This is a genomic window from Burkholderia sp. KBS0801, from assembly GCF_005937855.2.
In the GTDB taxonomy this organism is placed as follows: domain Bacteria; phylum Pseudomonadota; class Gammaproteobacteria; order Burkholderiales; family Burkholderiaceae; genus Burkholderia; species Burkholderia ambifaria.
Genome location: NZ_CP042178.1, coordinates 164,243 through 184,688, shown reverse-complemented (window position 1 = coordinate 184,688; position 20,446 = coordinate 164,243). Strand labels below are relative to the sequence as shown.

At 67.3% G+C, this 20,446-nt stretch carries 16 protein-coding genes; 3 read left to right on the top strand and 13 right to left on the bottom strand.

Going from position 1 to position 20,446, the window contains the following annotated elements; all coding sequences use genetic code 11:
- Window positions 1–36: 36 nt before the first annotated feature.
- Window positions 37–3,852, bottom strand: coding sequence for a DUF748 domain-containing protein (locus FFI87_RS17645; RefSeq protein WP_138849669.1), 3,816 nt, complete (start codon window positions 3,850–3,852; stop codon window positions 37–39).
- Window positions 3,853–4,002: 150 nt separating this feature from the next.
- Window positions 4,003–5,442 (bottom strand): DUF1254 domain-containing protein, encoded by a 1,440-nt coding sequence (locus FFI87_RS17640; RefSeq protein WP_138849670.1) that lies wholly within the window; start codon window positions 5,440–5,442, stop codon window positions 4,003–4,005.
- A 392-nt stretch (window positions 5,443–5,834) separates the two neighbouring features.
- On the opposite strand from FFI87_RS17640, the gene FFI87_RS17635 reads away from it, so the two are divergent.
- Window positions 5,835–8,648, top strand: a complete 2,814-nt coding sequence (locus tag FFI87_RS17635; protein ID WP_138849671.1) for a heavy metal translocating P-type ATPase — start codon at window positions 5,835–5,837, stop codon at window positions 8,646–8,648.
- A 54-nt stretch (window positions 8,649–8,702) separates the two neighbouring features.
- Here the strand turns inward: FFI87_RS17635 and FFI87_RS17630 are convergent, their stop codons facing one another.
- The 5 genes from FFI87_RS17630 to FFI87_RS17610 all read right to left on the bottom strand — a co-directional run bounded on the left by FFI87_RS17630 (window position 8,703) and on the right by FFI87_RS17610 (window position 12,848).
- Window positions 8,703–8,939 (bottom strand): hypothetical protein, encoded by a 237-nt coding sequence (locus FFI87_RS17630; RefSeq protein ID WP_012367038.1) that lies wholly within the window; start codon window positions 8,937–8,939, stop codon window positions 8,703–8,705.
- A gap of 712 nt (window positions 8,940–9,651) precedes the next feature.
- The gene (locus FFI87_RS17620) at window positions 9,652–10,131 is read right to left on the bottom strand and encodes a GNAT family N-acetyltransferase (RefSeq protein WP_138849672.1); all 480 of its coding nucleotides are present in this window, start codon (window positions 10,129–10,131) and stop codon (window positions 9,652–9,654) included.
- Between the two features lie 143 nt (window positions 10,132–10,274).
- Window positions 10,275–10,430, bottom strand: a complete 156-nt coding sequence (locus FFI87_RS34505; protein ID WP_006761860.1) for a hypothetical protein — start codon at window positions 10,428–10,430, stop codon at window positions 10,275–10,277.
- Window positions 10,431–10,591: 161 nt separating this feature from the next.
- A complete protein-coding gene (locus FFI87_RS17615) occupies window positions 10,592–12,046 on the bottom strand; it encodes a flagellar hook-length control protein FliK (protein WP_138849673.1) in 1,455 nt (484 codons plus the stop codon).
- A gap of 103 nt (window positions 12,047–12,149) precedes the next feature.
- The gene (locus FFI87_RS17610; protein WP_126226210.1) at window positions 12,150–12,848 is read right to left on the bottom strand and encodes an MgtC/SapB family protein; all 699 of its coding nucleotides are present in this window, start codon (window positions 12,846–12,848) and stop codon (window positions 12,150–12,152) included.
- Between the two features lie 111 nt (window positions 12,849–12,959).
- Between FFI87_RS17610 and FFI87_RS17605 the strand changes: the two genes are divergently transcribed.
- A complete protein-coding gene (locus tag FFI87_RS17605; protein ID WP_138849674.1) occupies window positions 12,960–14,069 on the top strand; it encodes an AGE family epimerase/isomerase in 1,110 nt (369 codons plus the stop codon).
- Here the strand turns inward: FFI87_RS17605 and FFI87_RS17600 are convergent.
- Window positions 14,042–15,676: a methyl-accepting chemotaxis protein gene (locus tag FFI87_RS17600; protein ID WP_138849675.1), complete on the bottom strand. Its 1,635-nt coding sequence runs from the start codon at window positions 15,674–15,676 to the stop codon at window positions 14,042–14,044. The two genes, FFI87_RS17605 and FFI87_RS17600, sit on opposite strands and share 28 nt — an antisense overlap.
- A gap of 260 nt (window positions 15,677–15,936) precedes the next feature.
- On the opposite strand from FFI87_RS17600, the gene FFI87_RS17595 reads away from it, so the two are divergent.
- Window positions 15,937–16,380: a PaaI family thioesterase gene (locus FFI87_RS17595; protein ID WP_006757720.1), complete on the top strand. Its 444-nt coding sequence runs from the start codon at window positions 15,937–15,939 to the stop codon at window positions 16,378–16,380.
- A 31-nt stretch (window positions 16,381–16,411) separates the two neighbouring features.
- On the opposite strand, the gene FFI87_RS17590 is transcribed toward FFI87_RS17595, so the two are convergent.
- From FFI87_RS17590 to FFI87_RS17570, 5 genes are all read right to left on the bottom strand, one after another.
- On the bottom strand, window positions 16,412–17,116 hold the full coding sequence (locus FFI87_RS17590) for a hypothetical protein (RefSeq protein ID WP_138849676.1): 705 nt from the start codon (window positions 17,114–17,116) through the stop codon (window positions 16,412–16,414).
- Window positions 17,113–17,727 carry a hypothetical protein gene (locus tag FFI87_RS17585; protein ID WP_105788173.1) on the bottom strand — a complete coding sequence of 205 codons (615 nt, stop codon included), beginning with the start codon at window positions 17,725–17,727 and terminating at the stop codon, window positions 17,113–17,115. Before FFI87_RS17585 ends, FFI87_RS17590 begins: the two co-directional genes overlap by 4 nt.
- The gene (locus FFI87_RS17580; RefSeq protein WP_138849677.1) at window positions 17,724–18,284 is read right to left on the bottom strand and encodes a PAAR domain-containing protein; all 561 of its coding nucleotides are present in this window, start codon (window positions 18,282–18,284) and stop codon (window positions 17,724–17,726) included. Before FFI87_RS17580 ends, FFI87_RS17585 begins: the two co-directional genes overlap by 4 nt.
- The gene (locus tag FFI87_RS17575) at window positions 18,281–18,958 is read right to left on the bottom strand and encodes a PAAR domain-containing protein (RefSeq protein WP_138849678.1); all 678 of its coding nucleotides are present in this window, start codon (window positions 18,956–18,958) and stop codon (window positions 18,281–18,283) included. The genes FFI87_RS17580 and FFI87_RS17575 overlap by 4 nt, the downstream gene beginning before the upstream one ends.
- Window positions 18,959–19,219: 261 nt before the next feature.
- Window positions 19,220–20,269 carry a CaiB/BaiF CoA transferase family protein gene (locus FFI87_RS17570; protein ID WP_138849679.1) on the bottom strand — a complete coding sequence of 350 codons (1,050 nt, stop codon included), beginning with the start codon at window positions 20,267–20,269 and terminating at the stop codon, window positions 19,220–19,222.
- Window positions 20,270–20,446: the final 177 nt, after the last annotated feature.

The window sequence follows — 20,446 nt, the reverse complement described above, 5'->3', positions numbered from 1 at the left end:
GGCCGGACGCGGCGGCGGATGAGGGAATGACGCGCGTTACTGCAGGCCGAAGTCGACGCGCGTCGTCGCGCCCTTGTCCTCGATGCCCTTCGCATCGAGCTTCGACGCCACGACGAACATCCGGCTAGAATCGATCTTGCCGTCGAGATACTGGCGCACGGCCTGCGCGCGCTGCTGCGCGAGCGCACGCAGCGCGTTGTCGTCCGCCGGCGCATGATCGGCCAGCGCCTGCTTCATGTCCGCCTCGGGCAGCGTCTTCTGCAGGCCGACCAGGTTGCGCGGCTTCTTGAAGTCGGCCGCCTTGTACGCACGCGTCAGGTACTTCTCGTACTCGGCCTGGTCGACCTTCACCGACATCGGATCGACGCTCTCGCCCTGGCCGATCACATCCTTCAGCTTCTGCTGGCGCACCAGCCGGTCGACGTACGCATCGCGCAATCCCGGCGTGTCCTTCGCCGGATCGACGCGGCCGATCAGGTCGAGGCGGATCGACGGCTTCTCGGTCAGCATCTTCACGACAGTGTCGAGCTTCTTCTGCTGCGCATCGGTCAGCTGGTACGAGCCCGGTGCGAACTCGACGTAGCCGAGATCCTCGCCGCCGCTGCCGCCGAATGCATTCGCGAGCAGCGAGAACGGCGACGTGACGGCCTTCGCGATCAGGTTCAGCACCGCGCGCCAGATCAGCCCGCCGACGCTGAACTCCGGATTCGACAGCGAACCCGACACCGGCAGGTTCACGTCGATCTGGCCGCGCGTGTTCTTCAGGAGCGAAATCGCGAGCTTCACCGGCAGCTTCGTCGCCGTGTCGTTGTCGACGTGGTCGCCGAACGTGAGCTGGTCGATGAAGATGTGGTTGTTCGCCTGCAGCTGATCGTTCGCGAGCTGGTAGTGCAGATCGACGTTGAGCTTGCCCTTCGTGATCGGATAGCCCGCGTACTTCGCGGAATACGGCGTCAGGTTGGTCAGCTCGATGTCGTGCGCGGTCGCCGTCAGGTCCAGCGCCGGCTTCTCGATCAGCGGATTCACCGAACCCTTGATCGAGATCGGCCCGTTGCCCTCGAGGTTCGCGGCGACGTCGACCGGCGCGGACGTCGTCGAATCCGTGCCGAACGCGCCGACCGTGCCCTTGATCGCGACGAGGTGCGCCGTGTAGTTCGGCTTGATGAAGTTGTCCGTGTACGTGACGCGGCCGTTCTGCAGCAGCAGCTCGCCGAAATGCATCCGCACCGGGTTCTGCGGCGGCGGCGCGGCCTTCACGACGACCGTCGCCGATGCGGCGGCCGGCGCGGACGCCTGCTGCGCAACCGCGGCCGAGGCCGCAGATGCGGCCGGTGCGGCGCCCGGCGACAGCGGCACGGGCTCGCCCTTGCTCGCATCGCGCGTGAGCGACTGCGCGGGGCCCGTCTCCTTCGCGACGACGTCCTTCAAATTCAGCCGCCCCTGCGCATCGAGCAGCACGCGACCGTAGAAGTTCGTGAACGTCACGCGCGCGGCGTCGACGTCGGTGCCCTTCTCGTCGTGGTTCACCTTCAGGTTCGACAGCGCGAGCGAGCGCCAGCCCGCGAACGGATCGGACGTCGCCTTGTCGAGCATCCGCACGTCGACCAGCGCGGCATCCCCTCGATAAGTCGCGCGCGGCGCGTCCTTCACCTGCGCGAACGTCAGGTTGCCTTGCGCGTTGAGCAGCGCGCTCGCGATGGTCGCGTTCAGCGCGCTGCCGAAGTACGGCTCGAACGCGGCCGCGTCGAGGCGGTTGCCGTTGATCTTCAGGCCGAGCTTCAGCGGCTGCGCGGTCACGTCGCCCGACACGCTCAGCGCGCCCTTGCGGTTCAGCGTCGCCTTCAGCTGCACCGGGAGCGGCTTCGTCATGTCGTCGCTGATCTTCTGCACCGACAGGTCGAGCGGCTTGATCGCGAGCTTCACCGGGCGCGGCGTCGACAGGTCCGTGAAGTTGGCGGCAGAGTCCTTCACGTTCAGCGCGTCGATCCGGTAATGCCACGACGGCGCGGCCGCCTCGGCCTTGCGCGCGACCGTGCGCTGGGGCACCGCCGCCTGCGCGGGTTCGGCCAGCGCCGCGAGGTCGATCTTGCCGTCCTTCAGGCGTTTGACGTCGAGCGCGAGCCCGGTCGCGTCGACGCTCGCGATTTCCGCGGTGCGCGCGGCGACATCGACCTTCGCGATCTTCGCGCTCGCGTCGGGCAGCACGATCGCGGGCGCCTTCGCGTCCGGCGTCGCGAGCTTCAGCGACTTCAGGCTCACGGTGCTGTCGGCGATCTGCGCGTCGAGCGGCGTCTTGCCCCAGTCGGCCTTTGCGTTGACGGTCGCGCCGAGCGTGCCGTCGAGCACGCGCGCACGGGTCGCCTCGCCGAGATACGGCTGCAGCGCCGGCAGCGCGAGCGCGTCGACCGTCAGCTTCGTGTCGGCCTGCTTCGCCGCGACGCTGAACGCGCCTTCGGCCTTCACGTCGCCGCCATGCGACAGCGACGTCGACAGCGTGTACTTCGCCGGCGTCTTGCCCTGCAGCGTGAAGCCGTCGAGCGTCGCGGCGAGCTTGGTCAGCGACATCGCGGTCGGCGTCGCGGGCACGCGGTCGTCGACGTTGATCGTGCCGCCGTCGATCGCGAAATGACGGATCGTCAGGTCGAGCGGCGGTGCTTCCTTCGCGGCGGTTTCGGCCTTCGCACCGCTCGCGCCGTTCGCAGCGGCGGTGGCGGTGGCGGCGGCCGTCGATGCGGCGGCGCCCGACGCGGCCGGCTTGCCCGCGGCAGCCTTCGGCGCGGCGGCCGGCTGGCCGGCGAGCTTCTCGACGTTCAGCACGCCCTGCTTGTCGCGCGCCAGGTCGACGACCGGCTGGTCGAGCCGGATCTCGTCGAAATGCAGCACGTTGCGCAGCGGCTCGAGGCCGGCGGCCGCCACGTGCACGCCGCGCGCGGCGAACAGCGGCTCGGACGCGCGGCCGGTGACCTTCGCGTCGTTCAGGTCGATGGTGCCCGCCACGCGCAGCGTGGGCGTGTCGCCGCTCATCACGAAGTTCAGCGTGAGGTCGCTGCTCAACAGGCCGCTCGTGACGATCACCGGCAGCTTCGCCGGCGCGTACGAAATCAGTTTCGGCACGTCGAGCCGGTCGAACTTCAGCGCGACTTCCGACTCGCGCGACTGCGCGAACGGCTTCGTCTTGCCGTCGATCGCGATCGGGCTGCCGTCGAACCGCGCGCGCAGCTTCGGCTGCACGAAGATGTCGGTCTTCGACGCCAGCGTCGCGATGAACGGAATGCCGAGCGTCCAGTTGTCGACCACGTGCTTTTCGTTCAGCAGGCGATCGTCGAAGTCGATCCGGCCGTCGTTGACCTGGATGTTCGACACCGAGAACTGCGTCGGCTTGCTTTCGGGCTTGGGGGACGGCTTCGAGAACTTCTCGATCAGGTCGGTGAAGTTGAAGCGCTGCGCGTCGTAGCGGACGATATGGAAGCGCGGCGAGTCGACGCGCACTTCGTTGACGATCGGCGCGCCGCGAAACAGCGACGACCACGACGGCCGCACGACGAGCTTGTCGATGTCGATGAAGCCGCCCTGGCCGCCGCGCTCGCCGACGTGCACGCCGTCGGCTTCGAGATTCAGCGTGTACGGGTTCAGCGCGATGCGCTGGATCGTGGACGGCCGGTCGAGTTGCTGGCTCAGTTGCTGTTCGGCGATGTGGCGGATCAGCGGCGGCGCCGCGAAGAATCCGAGCAATCCGAACAAAACGATGAAGATCAGCACGCCAAGGCCGATACGCCGGGCCCGGCGCGAGCGTGCAACGCCGCCGAGGGTTTGAAGGGTCGAGGGTACGGTTTCTTTCTCTGCGCTTGCCATGCTTAATATCTCGGAAATGGATGCCGGCCACACCGGAAAACCGGCACGGCCGTACACGCAATCCCGAAAGTATAGGCTCAGGAGGCGACGGAACGGCGTTCGGGCGCGAGCGCCGCGCCCGCGCATCGGACAGCGGCGGCGCCTATCCGTTCATTTCCGGACCACGGCGGGCGGCATCCACGAGCCATCGGTCGCTTGCGGCTTCGGTGCGTAGAGGCGCAACGCGAGCGCGAAATCGGTGCGCGGCGCCGGCAGCCAGTTCGCCGCATGCGCGCCGCCCGACGACGCCGACACGACCACGTCGATCGAGCCGTCGTGATTGCGGCGCAGCCGGTCGCGGTCGCCGAGCGAGCGGCGCGCCGAGCCGACGTCGGGCAGCGCGCCGTTGGTGGAGTACGGTGTCAGCGTCCAGAATCCGCGCACCGGCGGTAGCGCGCCCGGCGCGAAGTGCAGCACGTAGCGGTTCGCGCCGTTCAGCGGATGACCATCGCTGTCGACGCGCACGAGCGCGAGCGTCTCGTCGTCGCGCGTCGCGGTGCCGAACTGCGTGTAGGCCGCGTATGCGCGCAGCGCGTAGTCCTGGCCGTACTTGCCGGCCGCGTCGCCGATCCAGCTCCAGCCGTTCGCGTTCAGCAGGTTCGGCGGCGGCGCCGCGAGCCGCGCGCGCGCTTCGGCGACGCCGGCCGTCGCGGCGCTCAGGCGATCGCCCGTCCACAGCACCGGGTAGCCGGCCGACACGCCGATGTCGTTCAGGAGTTCCTGCGCGTGCGCGTCGTCGGCGGGTGCCGGGTTGTCCTGCAGCACCTGCGCGAAACGCGTGAAGAACGCCTTCGGGTCGAGCGCGGCGACCTGCTCGGCCGGCGTGCCGCCGCTCGCCGCTTCCGACGGCGCGCTGCCCGCATGGACCGCGACCGACGCGCCGCGCGCGCTGCCCGTATAGACGGACAGCGGCACCACGCGGATCGCCCGCTGCAGTTTCTTCACGTTCGTGAGATCGCGCCCGCCGCTCGTCTGCAGCCGCACTTCGAGCCATGCGTTGGCCGACGGCACGTCGACACGCAATGCGCCCTTCGGCAGCGTGCCCTGCCACTCCTTCGCGGCAAAGGCAATCGTTTGCGATCGCGCGGCGCCGCGCGCGCCCCGCGCCGCGACACTCGACGACGACCACAGCACGTTCGTCCACATGTCGAGCGCGCGGGCATCCCAGTAGCGGCCGCGGGTATCGGGCAGCGTGACGATCACCGGCTCGGCGCCGACGTCGAGCCAGCCGGTCGAGTCCAGCGTGTCGACGCCCGGCAGCGGCGGGTTGAGCGCGCCGACGGGCGGCAGCGCCTGCGCGTGACGCAGCGTGTTGAGCGGCGCCTGGCCCGGCTGCGCGCCGTCGCCGCCTGTCGCGGCTTCCTTCGCGACGTCCATCAGCACGAGCGGATACGCATATATATAGGAATCGGCTACTTCGGCGCGCATCCAGCCGGTTTTCCGCTGGATCGCATCCGGTTGCGACGCGCAGCCCGCCAGCAGCGCCGCCAGGACCAGCGACGCGCCTGCCGCGCGCCGCAGCGAAATTGATTCTCGTAGGTTTTCAATCATTGTGTACTGGCCGAATATCGTTCTTGTCAGTCAACGCCTTGTTCGACCCACGAACGGCGAAAGCAAGGCACCCCAGCCTGCCCGGTCGCCGCTTCGCTAGGCGGGCGCTGATGTCAGGCCGGTATCATAGCGCCTAAGGGCATCCCCCAATATGCCGAATAACGGGCGGAGCGGTAGTTGCCGCGTCGACAGTCCCCAGGCGGCGGAAGGCAAGGCCGTCCGGACGCAATGCATTGGCCGCCCGGGCTCCGGCATATAAGGGTGACGGATCGGCGGCCCCGGGCCGGTACACACGTCCGTGCGTTGCATCGTCGCCCCCTTGACCTTCCCATCATGGGAATGTTGATACTGGGGTCATTCGCGGCACGAACCGCGCTTTTGGGGAATCCGACATGACTGAATCACTCGCGTCCGCGGGCTTGCAAACGATCGAACTGACTATCGACGGCATGCATTGCGGCGGCTGCACGGGCCGCGTGGAGCGGGCACTCGCCGCCGTGCCGGGCGTCGTCGAGGCCGCGGTCGATCTCGACGCGCAGGCGGCGACGGTCACCGCGCAGGATACGGTCGAGCCCGCGCAGCTCGTCGATGCGGTCGGCGCGGCGGGCTATCGCGCGACCGTGCGCGAAGCGGCGTTCGAAGCCGTCGCTGCCGCGCAGGCGGAGCCCGCGCCCCGTGTCGAAGCGCTGCATGCCGCGCCGGCGGCACCGCCCGCGCCCGCGGCCACGATCGAACTCGAGATCGACGGCATGACCTGCGCGTCGTGCGTGTCACGCGTCGAAAAGGCGCTGGCGAAGGTGCCGGGCGTCACGCGTGCGTCGGTCAACCTCGCGACCGAACGCGCGACCATCGACGCGGCCCCGGACGTTTCCGCGTCGCGACTGGCCGAAGCCGTGCAGCAAGCCGGCTACGGCGCGACAGCGGTCGCAGCGACGCCGCCGCCGGCCGCTTCCCGCGATCTCGAATTCGACATCGGCGGCATGACGTGCGCATCCTGCGCCGGCCGCGTCGAAAAAGCACTGGCCGCGGTGCCGGGCGTCGCGCGCGCATCGGTCAATCTCGCGACCGAACGCGCATCGGTGCATGGCGCCGGCGCGCTCGACGCCGCCGCGCTGATTGCGGCGGTCACGACGGCCGGCTACCGCGCATCGCTCGCCGCCGCGTCGAACGCCGGCACCGGCGCCGCAGCTGAAGTTCCCGCCGGCGACGCGGCGCAAGCCCCCGAGGCCCGCAAGCGCCGCGAAGCGATCCGCGAACGCAATCTGGTGATCGGCTCGGCCGTGCTGAGCGCACCGCTCATCGTGCCGATGCTCGTCGCGCCGTTCGGCATCGACGCGATGCTGCCCGGCTGGCTGCAACTCGTGCTCGCGTCGATCGTCCAGTTCGGCTTCGGCGCGCGCTTCTACCGCGCCGCCTGGCACGCGGTGAAGGCGCGCACCGGCAACATGGACCTGCTCGTCGCGCTCGGCACATCGGCCGCGTTCGGCCTGAGCCTGTGGATGCTGGTGCGCGACCCCGTCGACCCGGGCCACCTGTATTTCGAGGCATCGGCCGTCATTGTCACGCTGGTGCGCTTCGGCAAATGGCTCGAAGCCCGCGCGAAACGCCAGACGACCGAGGCGATCCGCGCGCTGAACGCGCTGCGTCCCGACCGCGCGCGCGTCGTCGAGCACGGCGTCGAACGCGACGTGCCGCTCGCGCAGGTGCGCGTCGGCACGACCGTCAGCATTCGTCCCGGCGAGCGCGTGCCCGTCGACGGGCGGATCGTGTCGGGCCGCTCGCACGTCGACGAATCGCTGATCACCGGAGAAAGCCTGCCGGTGCCGAAGGACGACGGCGATCCGGTCACGGCCGGCTCGATCAACGGTGAAGGCGCACTCGTCGTCGCAACCACCGCGATCGGCGCGGAGACGACGCTCGCGCGCATCATCCGCCTCGTCGAATCCGCGCAGGCGGAAAAGGCGCCGATCCAGCGGCTCGTCGATCGCGTGAGCGAAGTGTTCGTGCCGGCAATCCTCGGCATCGCCGTGCTGACGCTGATCGGCTGGCTGATCGCCGGCGCCGGCACCGAAACGGCGATCCTCAACGCGGTCGCGGTGCTCGTCATCGCGTGCCCGTGCGCGCTCGGCCTCGCGACGCCCGCGGCGATCATGGCCGGCACCGGCGTCGCGGCGCGCCACGGCGTGCTGATCAAGGACGCGCAGGCGCTCGAACTCGCGCAGCGCACGACCGTGATCGCGTTCGACAAGACCGGCACGCTGACCGAAGGCAAGCCGTCCGTGACGGCGTTCGACGCCGTCGGCGTCCCACGTGAGCAAGCGCTCGCTCTCGCGGCCGCGGTCCAGCGGCAAAGCGACCATCCGCTCGCGCGCGCCGTGGTCGCCGCGCACGAAGCGGACGTCGTGGCCCGCGGCGTCGCCGCAGGCTCGGCCGATATCGTCGCGGCCGATGCGCGCGCGGTGGCCGGACGCGGCGTTCAAGCGCACGTCGACGGGCAGCTTCTCGCGCTCGGCAGCACCCGCTGGCGCGATGAACTCGGCATCGACGTGCCGCCGGAACTCGACGCGCGTGCCGCGGAGCTTGAACACGCGGGCAACACGATTTCGTGGCTGATGCGCGCCGATGCGCCGCGCGCGTTGCTCGCGCTGATCGCGTTCGGCGACACCGTGAAGCCCGGCGCGCGCGACGCGATCGCCGCACTGTCGGCGCGCGGCGTCGCGAGCGTGCTCGTGACGGGCGACAACCGCGGCAGCGCGGCGGCCGTCGCGGCAGCGCTCGGGATCGGCGAAGTGCATGCGCAGGTGCTACCCGACGACAAGGCGCGCGTGGTGGCCGAACTGAAGCGCACCCACGGCGGCGTCGTCGCAATGGTCGGCGACGGGATCAACGACGCGCCCGCGCTCGCCGCGGCCGACGTCGGCATCGCGATGGCGACCGGCACCGACGTCGCGATGCATACGGCCGGCATCACGCTGATGCGCGGTGATCCGGCGCTCGTCGCCGATGCGATCGACATCTCGAAGCGGACGTACCGGAAGATCCAGCAGAACCTGTTCTGGGCGTTCGTCTACAACCTGATCGGCGTGCCGCTCGCGGCGCTCGGCTGGCTGAACCCGGTGATCGCGGGGGCGGCGATGGCGTTCTCCAGCGTCAGCGTCGTGACGAACGCGTTGCTGCTGCGGAGGTGGAAAGGACGGGCAAGGTGACGAGAGGAGGCGCGAACACGGGCGGAACGGCAGTCCGCCCGCTGTTTGGAGGTTTTATCGGCTTCGACGGATCCACAAGCAATACGCACCGATCGCGACCAGCATCGCTCCGTCGATGACACCGAGAAACGGAAGCGGGCTCGTCCATTTATCCATATTGGTCGTGCGGGAGTAGTAGGGTGGACCGTCGCCGTATGCCTCGTTCAGATTGATCGCGTTGAACGCCGCAACGAACAGAATTGACATCAGCAGTGCCACACCGATCACTATGCGCAACAGGCGTTTTCGCATGTCAGTATTGAACCGTCAGTGGAACATAACACTCGGGCATGCCCTTTGTTGCGGCTTCGATCTCGCGAACGAAATTTTCCATTCCCGAATGGAGATTGATGCATCCGGCGGAGCCGGCATGCGTGCCCCGTGGATAAAAAATCCACCGCGCCCGAACGTCCGGGTCCCGGGCATGACGTGGATAGTCAGTCGATAATCCCCCCAGGCCGCGCGCGAAGCAAGGTTGTACCAGCGATTCTTCCACATTTGGGAAGGCTGAATCCAGTATCGACCTGATGGTATAGGGCCAACATTTTCCATCTGGTGGCGAGCGCTCGAATAATCGAAACTGCCGCGATTATCGGGACGGCCGGAAACTGCAAGATAGACGCCCGTTGTATTCCCCGTCATGACCAAAAAACGCCCATCGAATCGGAGCGAAATGGAAGCGCGTGCGCAAGCGGGTACGGTCGGAATACCGCGTTCGGCAGCATACCTGTTCTCCAGCGTTCGTTATCCTCGTTTATTGACGATTTGAGTGCGCCTACTTATCGGCCACCCATCATAAAAGGACAACGCTGGATTTCAGTCGCGGCACGGAATGACGCACACCGTGTTCAATGTGTTAAATCGGCCTGACGGGCCCTCTAGAGTGCCTCGCGACCCGCGCGCGCTCCCATGTGAAAACATGTCGAACTGCAAACAGTGAGCGCCGATACTCGAATCTTCGCGGCTAGCCCGGGACGACCGGCTTGATCAGCGTCGTCGTGATCGGCGCGAAACCGCACGCCCGATAGAGCGCTCGTGCGGCCGTGTTGTGATTGAACACCGACAGCCCGATTTCGGTGACGCCGTGACGGCGTGCCTCGGCCTCGAGTGCATCGAGCGTGCGCGTGGCCCAGCCCTGGCGGCGCCGGGACGGGACGATGTCGAGGTCATAGATGAACAGCGTGCGGTTCGGCCCTTCGGGCACGATCGCGTACCAGAGGTCGCCGACCGTGTCGCCGGTGGCGGCGTCGATCAGCTGGACGAGTGTCTGGCCGGAGGTGAGCAGGCCGTCGGGCAGCAGCGTATCGAAGCAGGCGCGGGCGCGGCCCGCCGCTTCGTCGCTCGCGTTCTGCCCGGAGGACACGAGATCGCGCGCGTAGCCGCCGATGGCGCGCGTGCGGTATGCGTGGAATTCGCCGGCCGTCATCGGCCGCATCTGCAGCATGGCCCGGGTGTCGCGAAGGAAGTCGAACTTCCAGTGTAGCGGGACGGTCGCACCGGCGCGCGATGCGGCGGTGAAAAACGGGCAGGCAATGGCGGCGAGCGCCGCGCCGGATCGGCGAATCAGCGAATCAGCGAATCAGCGAATCAGCGACGGTACACGACGATCGGCGCGAAGTTCGCACGACGCATGCGATCGGCTTCGGCGCTACGCGCAGCGTACGAGTATTCCGCGTCAAGCGGCAGGTGCGGAGAGACGAACAGATCGTCGATCTTTTGCAGTAGGGCAAGAATGAAGCTCATGTGAGACTCCTGAGATAGATCTAGGGTTTTCCCTTAGATTGACTCCATTCTAAGGGTTTTCCCTGAACTCCGCCAGCTCACCGCATCAGTTTGCCGCACTCGAGCCACGCGCTCCCCTGTCCGGCCCGTGGCGCCAAGGGTTGCAGGTAGGGTCGGAAGATTTAGTGCGTTCGACGCACACGCTTCGCGGCCGCCGCCTCACGGTTTGCGTTGCGCTGAAGCCGGTCGACCTGCGACAGCATGGCTTCGTGGTGTTCCGCGAGTGTCATCAGCGTGGCCTGCTGCGTCGACAAATCGGCAGCCAGCCGGTCGATCCGCTGTTGCCGGACTTCCAGATCCTGCTTCAGGTGCGCGATCTGCCGCGTTTGCAGCACCAGTGCGACCAGCCCGGCGAGCACGACGACCGCCAGCGCTAGCAGCAGCCGGTTGACACGACGCATCTCGCGATCGGCAGCCTGCTTCAAGCCGGCGGTCTCGGCCTGCAGCGTGGCAAGCCGGTCCGACAGCGGGCGCAGATGGATGTCGGGATCGAAGTCCGACGCACCCGGTTGCGCGCGATCCGCCGACGGCTTCGTCACGAACGATGCGGCGGAAGCCACCGGCTGCACGACCGGCGAGGCCGGCGCTGCGGTCGCTCGCGCGGCGTCGCGGGGGCTCGCGGCAATCGCGGTCACAGCGGCAATTGCGGGCTCGGCCGGTTCGGCCGTCGTCTGCGGTTCAGCAGATGGCGTGCCGTGCGCGGGCGTCGATTCCGGCCCGGCGCCGTCAGTGGCCGCTTCCCGCGCGGAGGCCACCGCGGCCGGGTCGCGTCTACCAGCGGCCGCACGTCGCCTGCCGCCGGAGGATGCGCGGCGCCCCTTCGTGATCTCGCCGGGCGTCCGCGCTGCTTCATCGTGCGTGACCGGCGCAGCGACACCTTCCGCCTCGCCGTCCGCTTTAACGGGACGGTCGCCGAGCACCGCGTCGAGCGCACCGTCCACCGCCGCGGCATTCGCCGTCGCACGATCCGCGTTCGTCCCGGCCGCGTCGTCGGCTTTGGGCACACTACCTTTCTTCACCTGGCCGTCGCCGGTTACCGGCTCACCGGCCGCGGCCATCGCAACGCCATCGGCATGCCACGCATCGGCGCGCTTCGTTGCGTCGGCATCGGCCGCGCGCGCGGCGTTGGCGTCGGCACCAGCACCACCATCAGCACCAGCCACATCACCGTTTCCACGCGTCGCCACAGACGCTGCCGTCGTCACGACATCGGCAGCCTGCTCCACCACATCGACAGCGTCGCCGTCCGCATCCGCAGCGTGACCGTGCGCGGCAAATCCGTCCAGCATCGCCTGACGACCGGCGTCCTCGCCGGCCGCAGCAGCGTCCGTGTCGGCATCCGCCATCGCGTCATCGCGCGCGACGACTGGCGCACGCGCCGCCGGCTCGAGCACCGGATCGCCGAACAGGTCGAGCGTGCGATCGTCCCGCGGCGCATCGCCGCCCGCCGCGTGACCGGACCGCGCGGTGGCCTTGGCGGCGGTGTCTGCCGCGGCCGCGACGGAGCGCGGGCGCGAACGGGCCGACGAGCGGTCGGAGCGGGAACGGGAGCGAGGCAGGGAAACGGATTCGGTCATGGAGTCGGATTACAAGCCCGCGAACGCGGAATCGGAGGTCGAACGGAATCAGCGACGGCCATTGTCGCATGACCGATCGCCGATCCGGCCGATCGGATGCCGTCTATTCGTCGCCCGACAACCCGTTGCCTTCGTCGAATCGCGTCACGCACGACAGCGCGCGCAGCTTGTCGCAGATCGCGCGGTATTCGAGATCCGACACGCGGCCGAGCGCGATGCGCACCTCGTCGTGCTCGCCGGTGTCGTCGGCGCGCTGCACGATGAATTGCTTCACGCGCGCGCTGTCGGGGCCGAGCGCCGCGTGCAGCGAATCGAACGTCAGCGCGCCGCTTACGACCGTCACCGTGAACTGGCGGCGCTGCCGCACCGTGAAGTAGCGCCGCTCGAGCGGCTTGATGCCGGCCAGGATGATCAGGATGATGATCGTCGCGGAGATCGACGCGACGTACAGGCCGCCGCCCACCGCCAGGCCGATCGCGGCGACCGACCACAGGCTCGCGGCCGTCGTCAGCCCGCGCACGATCTCGCCGCGCAGCAGAATCGAGCCCGCGCCGAGGAAACCGATGCCCGACACCACCTGCGCGGCGATCCGCGACGGGTCGAGCACGATGTGGTCGCTGGTGCCGAGCACGTCGGCGAAACCGAACGCCGACACGATCATGATGAGCGTCGAGCCGACACAGACGAGCATGTGCGTGCGCAGGCCGGCCGCCCACGAAAGGCGCTCACGCTCGAAGCCGATGACGCTGCCAAGCGCCGCCGCGAGAACCAGCCGCATCACGAGTTCCAGGTTGCCGAGCATCCGATTTATCTCCTTTTTTGGGGGCGGCCGCGCGGAATGGTTTATCCTTGGGCCCGGCCGCGCCGCTCCGGGCCGCGCCGACTCGATTCGATCCAAGCGCTCGATCCCGCCATGTCCGTTCCCGATTCCGCTTCCGCTCAGACCGCCCGATTGCGCGACCATTTTGCGCACGTCATCTTGCCGATCTGGCAGGGTTCAGGGTTCGACCACACGTTGCGGCTGCCGTTCGAGGCCGTCGATCCGGCCACCCATGCGCCGCTGCCCGCCACCCGTTATCGCGCAATGGCATGTGCGCGGCAACTGTTCGTGTTCGCGCAGGCCGGCAACACCGCGCACGCGGCCACGCTGTTCGACTCGCTGTGCAGCCGCTTCCGCGACCCGCGTCACGGCGGCTGGTTCTACAGCGTCGACGCGCAAGGCGCGCCGCTCGACACGACCAAGGACCTCTACACGCACGCATTCGTCGTGTTCGCATGCGCCGCATGGCATGCGGCGTCGGGCGACGCCGCGGCGCGCACGGTCGCAGAGGACACCGCCGCCTTGATCCAGGACCGCTTCGCGCCGCAGCCCGGTGACGCGCTGCTCGACGCCGCGCGCCACGCCGATTTCTCGTCATCGGGCGGCGGCGCGCTGCAGAACCCGCTGATGCACCTGACCGAAGCATGGCTCGCGGCCGCCGATGCGTTTGGCGACGCGGCGTTCAACGATGCGCTCGCACGCACCGCGCAGGCCGTCGACCGCACGTTCGTTGATCCCGCCACCGGCTGCGTCGCCGAGCTGCCGCTCGGGGCGCCCGGCAACCGCTTCGAGCCCGGCCACCAGTTCGAATGGTTCTATCTGGTCGATGCGGCCGGTGCTCGGCTCGCACAGACCGGGCTTCCCGACGCACTCGCGCGCGCGTTCGCGTTCGCCGAGCAGCACGGCATCGATCCGCAGACGGGCGCCGTGTGCGCGGCCGTCGACGCGCAAGGCGCGTGCATCGACGGTACGCAGCGAATCTGGGCGCAGACCGAATACCTGCGCGCGCTCGCGACGCACGGCGGTACGCCGGCCTCCGCGCCGCTCGCGCAGCAGATCGAGCGCTTCGCCGCGCGCTTCCTGCACCCGCGCGGCTGGTTCGAGTGCAAGACGGCCGACGGGCAGGTGTCGCGCGCCGACATGCCGTCGACGACGCCCTACCACCTCGCGACCGCTTACGCGGCGCTGCCCGCCGCTTCGTAACCGTCGTCGGCATACGACGGCGCGCGCTCGTCGCGAACCTCGCGAACCCCGCGAGTCGCGCGTGCGTCGCCCAGCTCGAACACCGACACCGCCTGCATCAGGTGCGCGGTCTGCTCGTTCAGCGACGCGGCCGCCGCCGCGACTTCCTCCACCAGTGCCGCGTTTTGCTGCGTCAACTGGTCCATCTGAGTGACGGCCTGGTTCACCTGCTCGATGCCGACGCTCTGCTCGACCGACGCGGCCGTGATCTCCGACATCGTCTGCGCGACGCGCGTGATCGACGCCGATACCGTCCGCATCGCGTCGCCGGCACGCTCGACGAGTTCCGAGCCGCCGTCGATCTGCGCGACCGACTCCTCGATCAGCGCCTTGATCTCCTTCGCCGATTGCGCGCTGCGCTGCGCGAGCGAGCGCACTTCGCCCGCGACCACCGCGAAGCCGCGGCCCTGCTCGCCGGCACGGGCGGCCTCGACCGCCGCGTTCAGCGCGAGGATGTTGGTCTGGAACGCGATGCCGTCGATCACCGAAATGATCTCCGCGATCCGCCCGGAGCTCTTCGCGATGCCGCGCATCCGGTCGATCACGCTGTCGACCACGCCGCCGCCGTGGCGCGTCGCGTCGAGCGCCGCGTCGGCCAGTGCGCTGGCCGCACGCGCGCTGTCGGTGTTCTGGCGGACGGTCGCGGTTAGTTCCTCCATGCTCGCGGCGGTTTCCTCAAGCGACGCGGCCTGCGTGCCCGTGCGCGCGGACAGGTCCGCGTTGCCGCCGGCGATCTCGCCCGCGCCGAGGTGGATCGCGTCGGACGCTTGACGCACGGTGCGCACGGTGTCCGCGATGCTCGCCTGCATCGCGGCGAGGCCGCGCAGCATCCGGTCGATCTCGAACACGCCCGCCGCCCGCACGGCTTCGTCGAGCCGGCCCTGCGCGATCCGCTCGAAATGGCGGCCGGCTTCGTCCAGCGGCGCAACCACCGCGCGCCGCGCAGCCGCGTAAATGGCCGCGCTGGCCGCGAGCATCGCCACCAGCAACACGATGCCGACCCACTTGAACCACTGCATCCCGCTGTCGATCGTGTCGAGCGCGGCGCGGCTCGACGCGCCGCCGTAGTCGACGAAGCGGTGCAGTTCGGCGAGATACGCGTCCTGGAAGCGTTGCGTCGGCTGGTCGAGGAACGCCTGGATGTTGTCGGCGTCGAGGAACTGCACGAGTTCGCCCAGCGCGCCGCGCAGCGCGCGATAGCGCTCGGCGAGCGCCGCGACGTGCGCACGGTTCGTTGCGTCGACGGCCTGCGCGGCCGTCAGCGCGGCGAACGCCTTGTCCGCTTCCGCGAGCGAAGCGCTCGCATGGCGGATGATGTCGTCGGGTTTCGGGCCGCCGCGCACCATCCGCGTGCCGGCACGCGACAGGTTCACGCGCGCGTCGAGCAGCCGCTCGGTCGCCTGACTGGCCGCGCCGACCTGCGCGATCGCGACGTTCGACAGGTCGTCGACGCCGCTGCGCGTCGACGCGAGCGCCCAGAAGCCGAGCGCCTCGATGGCGACGAGAAAGAGGCAAAACACGGTCAACACGCCGAGCAGACCCGACGCGAGCTTGATTTTTCCGAACATGGGGGGAGATTCCTGGAGAGCCGACGATGGAGCAATGCCCCGGCATTAGCGGCATTTCTTCGTCGGACTTTAGGCTCCCGGCCCGGCGATCCCCGTCATTCCCGTCGAATCGCCGGCAAACGAGCATGACTCGCGCGCTCGACGCAATAATCGCGGCGCATCGCGCCGGTAATTGCAAGAAACGTGGACGAATTTCCTTGCTTATCCGCAGCCCCCTTCCTAGAGTTCAGCGCAAGCGGACATGGATTGCGAGGAAGTCGATGACGGACATCACGGACCACGCGCGCGGCGCATTGCGCGCGCAACCGTTCAGCATGCTGCTGCGCACGGAGCTGATGCATATCGGCGACAACGAGGTGTCGCTGTGCCTGCCCGTGCGGGACGAACTGCGCCAGCAGCACGGCTTCGTGCACGGCGGCGTGATCGGCTATCTGGCCGACAACGCGCTGACGTTCGCCGGCGCGCTCGTGCTCGGCCCGCGCGTGATCACCGCCGAATACAAGATCAACTACCTGCGGCCGGCCGTGAACGGCACGCTCGTCGCGCGCGCGAAGGTTGTCTACGCGGGGCGGCATCAGGCGACCTGCCAGTGTCATGTGTTCGTCATCGACGGCGATCACGAGCGGCTCGTCGCGATCGCGCAAGGCACGATCAACCGCGTCGGCGACGGCAAGATGCCGGATTCGCCGGAGGAAACGGCGTGAATCCGGTTTGCCGCCGGGTTGTCCCGGAAGACTATTCCGCGCCCTGAACCGAAAATTGAAAAGGAACGTCGGGACGCGCGAATCGAAGTCGAATATCGTTCTGCGCGGGGACAAAACGTCTCTTTTCAAACACGTAGTACGATATTAAAAGACCAATACGAGACTCCTGCGCGCCATCCAGCAGATAGCTGTTCTTCGGAAATGCAAGCTTGCCGTCCTGTGTCATCAATACGGCCCGACAGGACGAAAGCAGGCTGGGCAAATGAAGAAACGTCGCGTCTCCTTTCGGCGCAAGCGGATCGATCAGCAGATAAATTTGCCGGTGGCGACTGGCTTCACCTGACCCGCTGCCGTCTCCTTCCACGCACAGCGCGGACGGCTGATGGGCCGTTCGCTCGGCAAAAAACACGCGGGCGCTGCCAGGGTAAATTTCAATCGGATGCTCACCCGGGAAAGTCGTCGCTTTCGAAAAGCGATAGATTCTGCCGCCAATCGTCAGGCGGTTCCCCGCTACTTCGACGTGTACCGTCTTCCCGCCCAACTCGACGCCGAAATCCCCGTAAACGTCGCCGCCGCGGTAGGAATATAGAGCGCTTTCGTCGTGCTTGATTGGGTCGCCAAAGGCCGCGCTCGATTGCCCCGCATAAAACTCGTCATAGCTGCTGTAGGTGGTCGAGCCACGGGCGCTGCTTGCGAAGGCTGTCAGGATTGCCGCCAACATTACTGCAGATTTCATCGGTATGCCTTTCCCCCGCTCGCTTTCAGGTAGTCAGGATTGTGCTGCCAAAACACCGTGCTACCGTGCGCGGCCGTCGACACCCATACCGAGTCGTAGCGCCCTCGTTCACCACCATCAACGATTTTGCCGGTGCTCTTATGACGGATTCTCCAACGAACGATGACCTCACGCCGCTTCTCCGGCACGCCGAAAATGTTGTCCGATTGCGAGCCCCATTTGAACCCGTCACGAACCTTGGGATGATTGCCGTAATTGGTTTTGAAGTCCAGGCCATCCCACCAGAATGCCCCGTTTGACGGATCGGGGCGCTCATCGAGTAATGCTTTTCTGGCCCAGTCAACGGCAAGCGCCATCGCCGGGTTCAATGCAATTTCACTGTCGGGGGTGCGCATCAGTTTGTTGAATCTCGCGTTGGAGCCGTCCCACGCATACGAATAATTTGGATCTGCTGTACGTAGTTCGGAGACCGTCTTTCTCCCCCACGCGCGGCATCGATTTGCAACGGCAAACGCAATCCCGCCGATTTCCTCCGAGTCATTCGCCGTGGACGCCTCCCCATAGGCGATTGCGGCAAGCAATCGCATGTCTCGATCGATCGCGCGACTCATCGCACATCTCCGTCACGCCATGTCACGAAGACGAGATTCGGATGCTCCTTCAACGAAAACGCGCGAGTCTTCCCTCCTCTTAGTGCCGCGCCGTGGACGAGAAATTGCTCGTCGCTTGACAGCGTATATATCATGCCCTCGACCGGAGAACCGGTCACCGCATCACAGATTTCGAAGTAGCGCTCGAGATCCTCATCTACACCTACATTGGCGGGACCACGCGTGTCAGCGTACGGCGCAACGAGCGTTGCCGCTTCCATGGCCGTAAATGACATGCTCATGCCGCGCTCCGCATAAAAAACGGGTGGCGGATTACAACCACAGATATTGATGTCGCCGCTCAGCGCCCATGGTTTGCCGTTCGGACCGGTACCAGGCCACCTCGGACCTTGCGGCGCAATAAACCCTTCCTGCTTACAGGCCTCGCAATAGGTTTTCATGTAGAGCGTTGCGATATGCACCCGCGGTGGAGGATTGGAACACGTAACGTGTTCCAATCCTTCCGTGATCGTCGCGCTACCACCCCGATCACCCTTCGCAAGAAAAAAACGGATCATGCGGCATCGCCTTGGCGTGCCATGGTCGAACGCTTCACCGGCGTGAAGGTACAGGCGGATGCGAGACCCTCGCGTTCCGGGCTATCCGTAATGGTGTCGCCGTTATCGAGTTCGCTTCCAACGAAGGCCAGCGGTTCGAAATCCCGGTTATCCACCAGCGTGAGGCCGCTGACGATTCGCGCGGTCGAACCATCTGCATAGTGGACCTGGTTGCCAACGACACCAGCGTTGCCAAGCCGGATACCGATATCCCATGCTCCGGTAACATTTCGCAGTACGCCACCTCGCGCAGTCGTTGCTCCTCGCACTGCGAGCCGGTAGCGTGACGGCGCAGGCGGAGGCACGTAAGCCGGATCGAACAATCCGTCGACTGTCTCGCCCGCGAGGACATGAATGCCCCACAACAGCTGAAGCGTTTCGACGATACGATCGCCGTTACTCAACCGGCTACCGACAAGTGCAAATGGCTTGTCACGGCAGACTGCATAATTGCCCGCACCATCGGTAATGACGGCCTCACTGCCATCATCGTATGTCACGACATCGCCAACACGGGCAACAGCAAGGCCGGCGACGGCCAGACCGCTGGTCGCTTGGGTCACACGACCGCCGCGCTCGGTGAGCGCGCCGATAGTGGCGAAAAGATGAGTCGGCTCGCTCTGCTCGTTCTTCATCCGAATTTCCTTTCTCGACAATTGAATAAGGATTGCTCAGCACATAATGTGCGTAGCCGAGAAAGGAAAAACAATCAGACGAATTCGAAATCACTATCAATAGTGAGAATTACTTTCTCTGTCTTTATATCGCGATTCGGCCGACATCCGTCATCTTGTCCATCGACGGCATGCTCGGGCTTGGGCGCGCGTCCGCGCGCCGCCGATTCGAGATAAGCCTGGCGCACATGCTCCGGAGACACATCCGACTTCGGAATGCGCCTAAGCTTCGTCGCCCCTCAGCGGCAAAAATCGCGGCGCCACGCGCGCCCGGACATTGCCGTCCCCGTCGATGCGATAAATCCCGCGCGCCGCATTGTGCGGGTGCGCCACCGCTTCGGCCACGCTCAGCACCGGCGCAAAGCATGCGTCGCTGCCTTCGAGCAGCGCGCGCCAGTGCGCGGACGGCTGCTGCGCGAATACCTCGGCGAAACGCACCTTCAGCGCCGGCCAGCGCGCGCGGTCGTACTGCGACGCCGGATCGACGTCAGCCAGCCCGAGCCGCTCGACCAGCAGCGCATAGAACGGCGGCTCGAGCGCGCCGATCGTCACGCATTCGCCGTCCGCGCAGCGATATACGTCGTAGAACGGCGCGTCGTGGAAGAGGCTCGGCTGCACGCCGTCGAGCTGCCCGTTCGCACGCGCCCACAGCGCGAGCGAGCCGAGCATCGACACGATGTCGACGATCGCGCCGTCCACCACGCGCCCCGGGCCGCCGCCGCGCACGTCGAACAGCGCGCAGACGATCCCGAACGCGAGCCCGAGCGCGCCGCCCGCATCGCCGACGACGGTCGGCGGCACGCCCGGCCGGCCGTCACGGGGCGCGGACAGCGACAGCAGCCCCGTCAGCGCGACGTAGTTCAGGTCGTGCCCGGCGGCCGTCGCGAGCGGCCCGTCCTGGCCCCAGCCCGTCATCCGTCCGTATACGAGCTTCGGATTGTGGCGGGCACAAGCGTCCGGCCCGAGGCCGAGACGCTCCATCACGCCCGGTCGCAGCCCCTCGATCAGCGCATCGGCCTGCGCGATCAGCGCGAGCGCCGCATCGCGGCCGTCCGATGCTTTCAGATCGAGCTCGACGACCGTCTTGCCTTCGCGCAGCAGGTCGCCGTCGCGGCCCTGCAACGCGTCCGGCGCACTCGTGCGGCCGGCCGGACGCGCGATCAGCGTGATGCGCGCGCCCATTCCGGCGAGCATCCAGCCCGCGAGCGGGCCGGGGCCGAGACCTTCGAATTCGACGATATGGACGCCGGAAAGCGGCGCGTTCAATGACATGGCAACCTCGCTGGAATACAACCGGACAGGAGCGAAACAACGCTCCGATTCTATGCGAACGTGCGCGCAGTTCGCGCCGCCGACGGCGAGCCGGACGAGATGCGCAGTGTGCGTCGGCACGGAGGAAAACCCGGCATCATCCGCCCGATGCCGGCAGACGCCGTCGCATGCGGACAC

Coding starts and splice junctions, on each gene's coding strand:
- FFI87_RS17645 (WP_138849669.1), bottom strand. CDS start 3,852: ATGGCAAGCGCAGAGAAAGAAACCGTACCCTCGACCCTTCAAACCCTC.
- FFI87_RS17640 (WP_138849670.1), bottom strand. CDS start 5,442: ATGATTGAAAACCTACGAGAATCAATTTCGCTGCGGCGCGCGGCAGGC.
- FFI87_RS17635 (WP_138849671.1), top strand. CDS start 5,835: ATGACTGAATCACTCGCGTCCGCGGGCTTGCAAACGATCGAACTGACT.
- FFI87_RS17630 (WP_012367038.1), bottom strand. CDS start 8,939: ATGCGAAAACGCCTGTTGCGCATAGTGATCGGTGTGGCACTGCTGATG.
- FFI87_RS17620 (WP_138849672.1), bottom strand. CDS start 10,131: ATGCTGCAGATGCGGCCGATGACGGCCGGCGAATTCCACGCATACCGC.
- FFI87_RS34505 (WP_006761860.1), bottom strand. CDS start 10,430: ATGAGCTTCATTCTTGCCCTACTGCAAAAGATCGACGATCTGTTCGTC.
- FFI87_RS17615 (WP_138849673.1), bottom strand. CDS start 12,046: ATGACCGAATCCGTTTCCCTGCCTCGCTCCCGTTCCCGCTCCGACCGC.
- FFI87_RS17610 (WP_126226210.1), bottom strand. CDS start 12,848: ATGCTCGGCAACCTGGAACTCGTGATGCGGCTGGTTCTCGCGGCGGCG.
- FFI87_RS17605 (WP_138849674.1), top strand. CDS start 12,960: ATGTCCGTTCCCGATTCCGCTTCCGCTCAGACCGCCCGATTGCGCGAC.
- FFI87_RS17600 (WP_138849675.1), bottom strand. CDS start 15,676: ATGTTCGGAAAAATCAAGCTCGCGTCGGGTCTGCTCGGCGTGTTGACC.
- FFI87_RS17595 (WP_006757720.1), top strand. CDS start 15,937: ATGACGGACATCACGGACCACGCGCGCGGCGCATTGCGCGCGCAACCG.
- FFI87_RS17590 (WP_138849676.1), bottom strand. CDS start 17,116: ATGAAATCTGCAGTAATGTTGGCGGCAATCCTGACAGCCTTCGCAAGC.
- FFI87_RS17585 (WP_105788173.1), bottom strand. CDS start 17,727: ATGAGTCGCGCGATCGATCGAGACATGCGATTGCTTGCCGCAATCGCC.
- FFI87_RS17580 (WP_138849677.1), bottom strand. CDS start 18,284: ATGATCCGTTTTTTTCTTGCGAAGGGTGATCGGGGTGGTAGCGCGACG.
- FFI87_RS17575 (WP_138849678.1), bottom strand. CDS start 18,958: ATGAAGAACGAGCAGAGCGAGCCGACTCATCTTTTCGCCACTATCGGC.
- FFI87_RS17570 (WP_138849679.1), bottom strand. CDS start 20,269: ATGTCATTGAACGCGCCGCTTTCCGGCGTCCATATCGTCGAATTCGAA.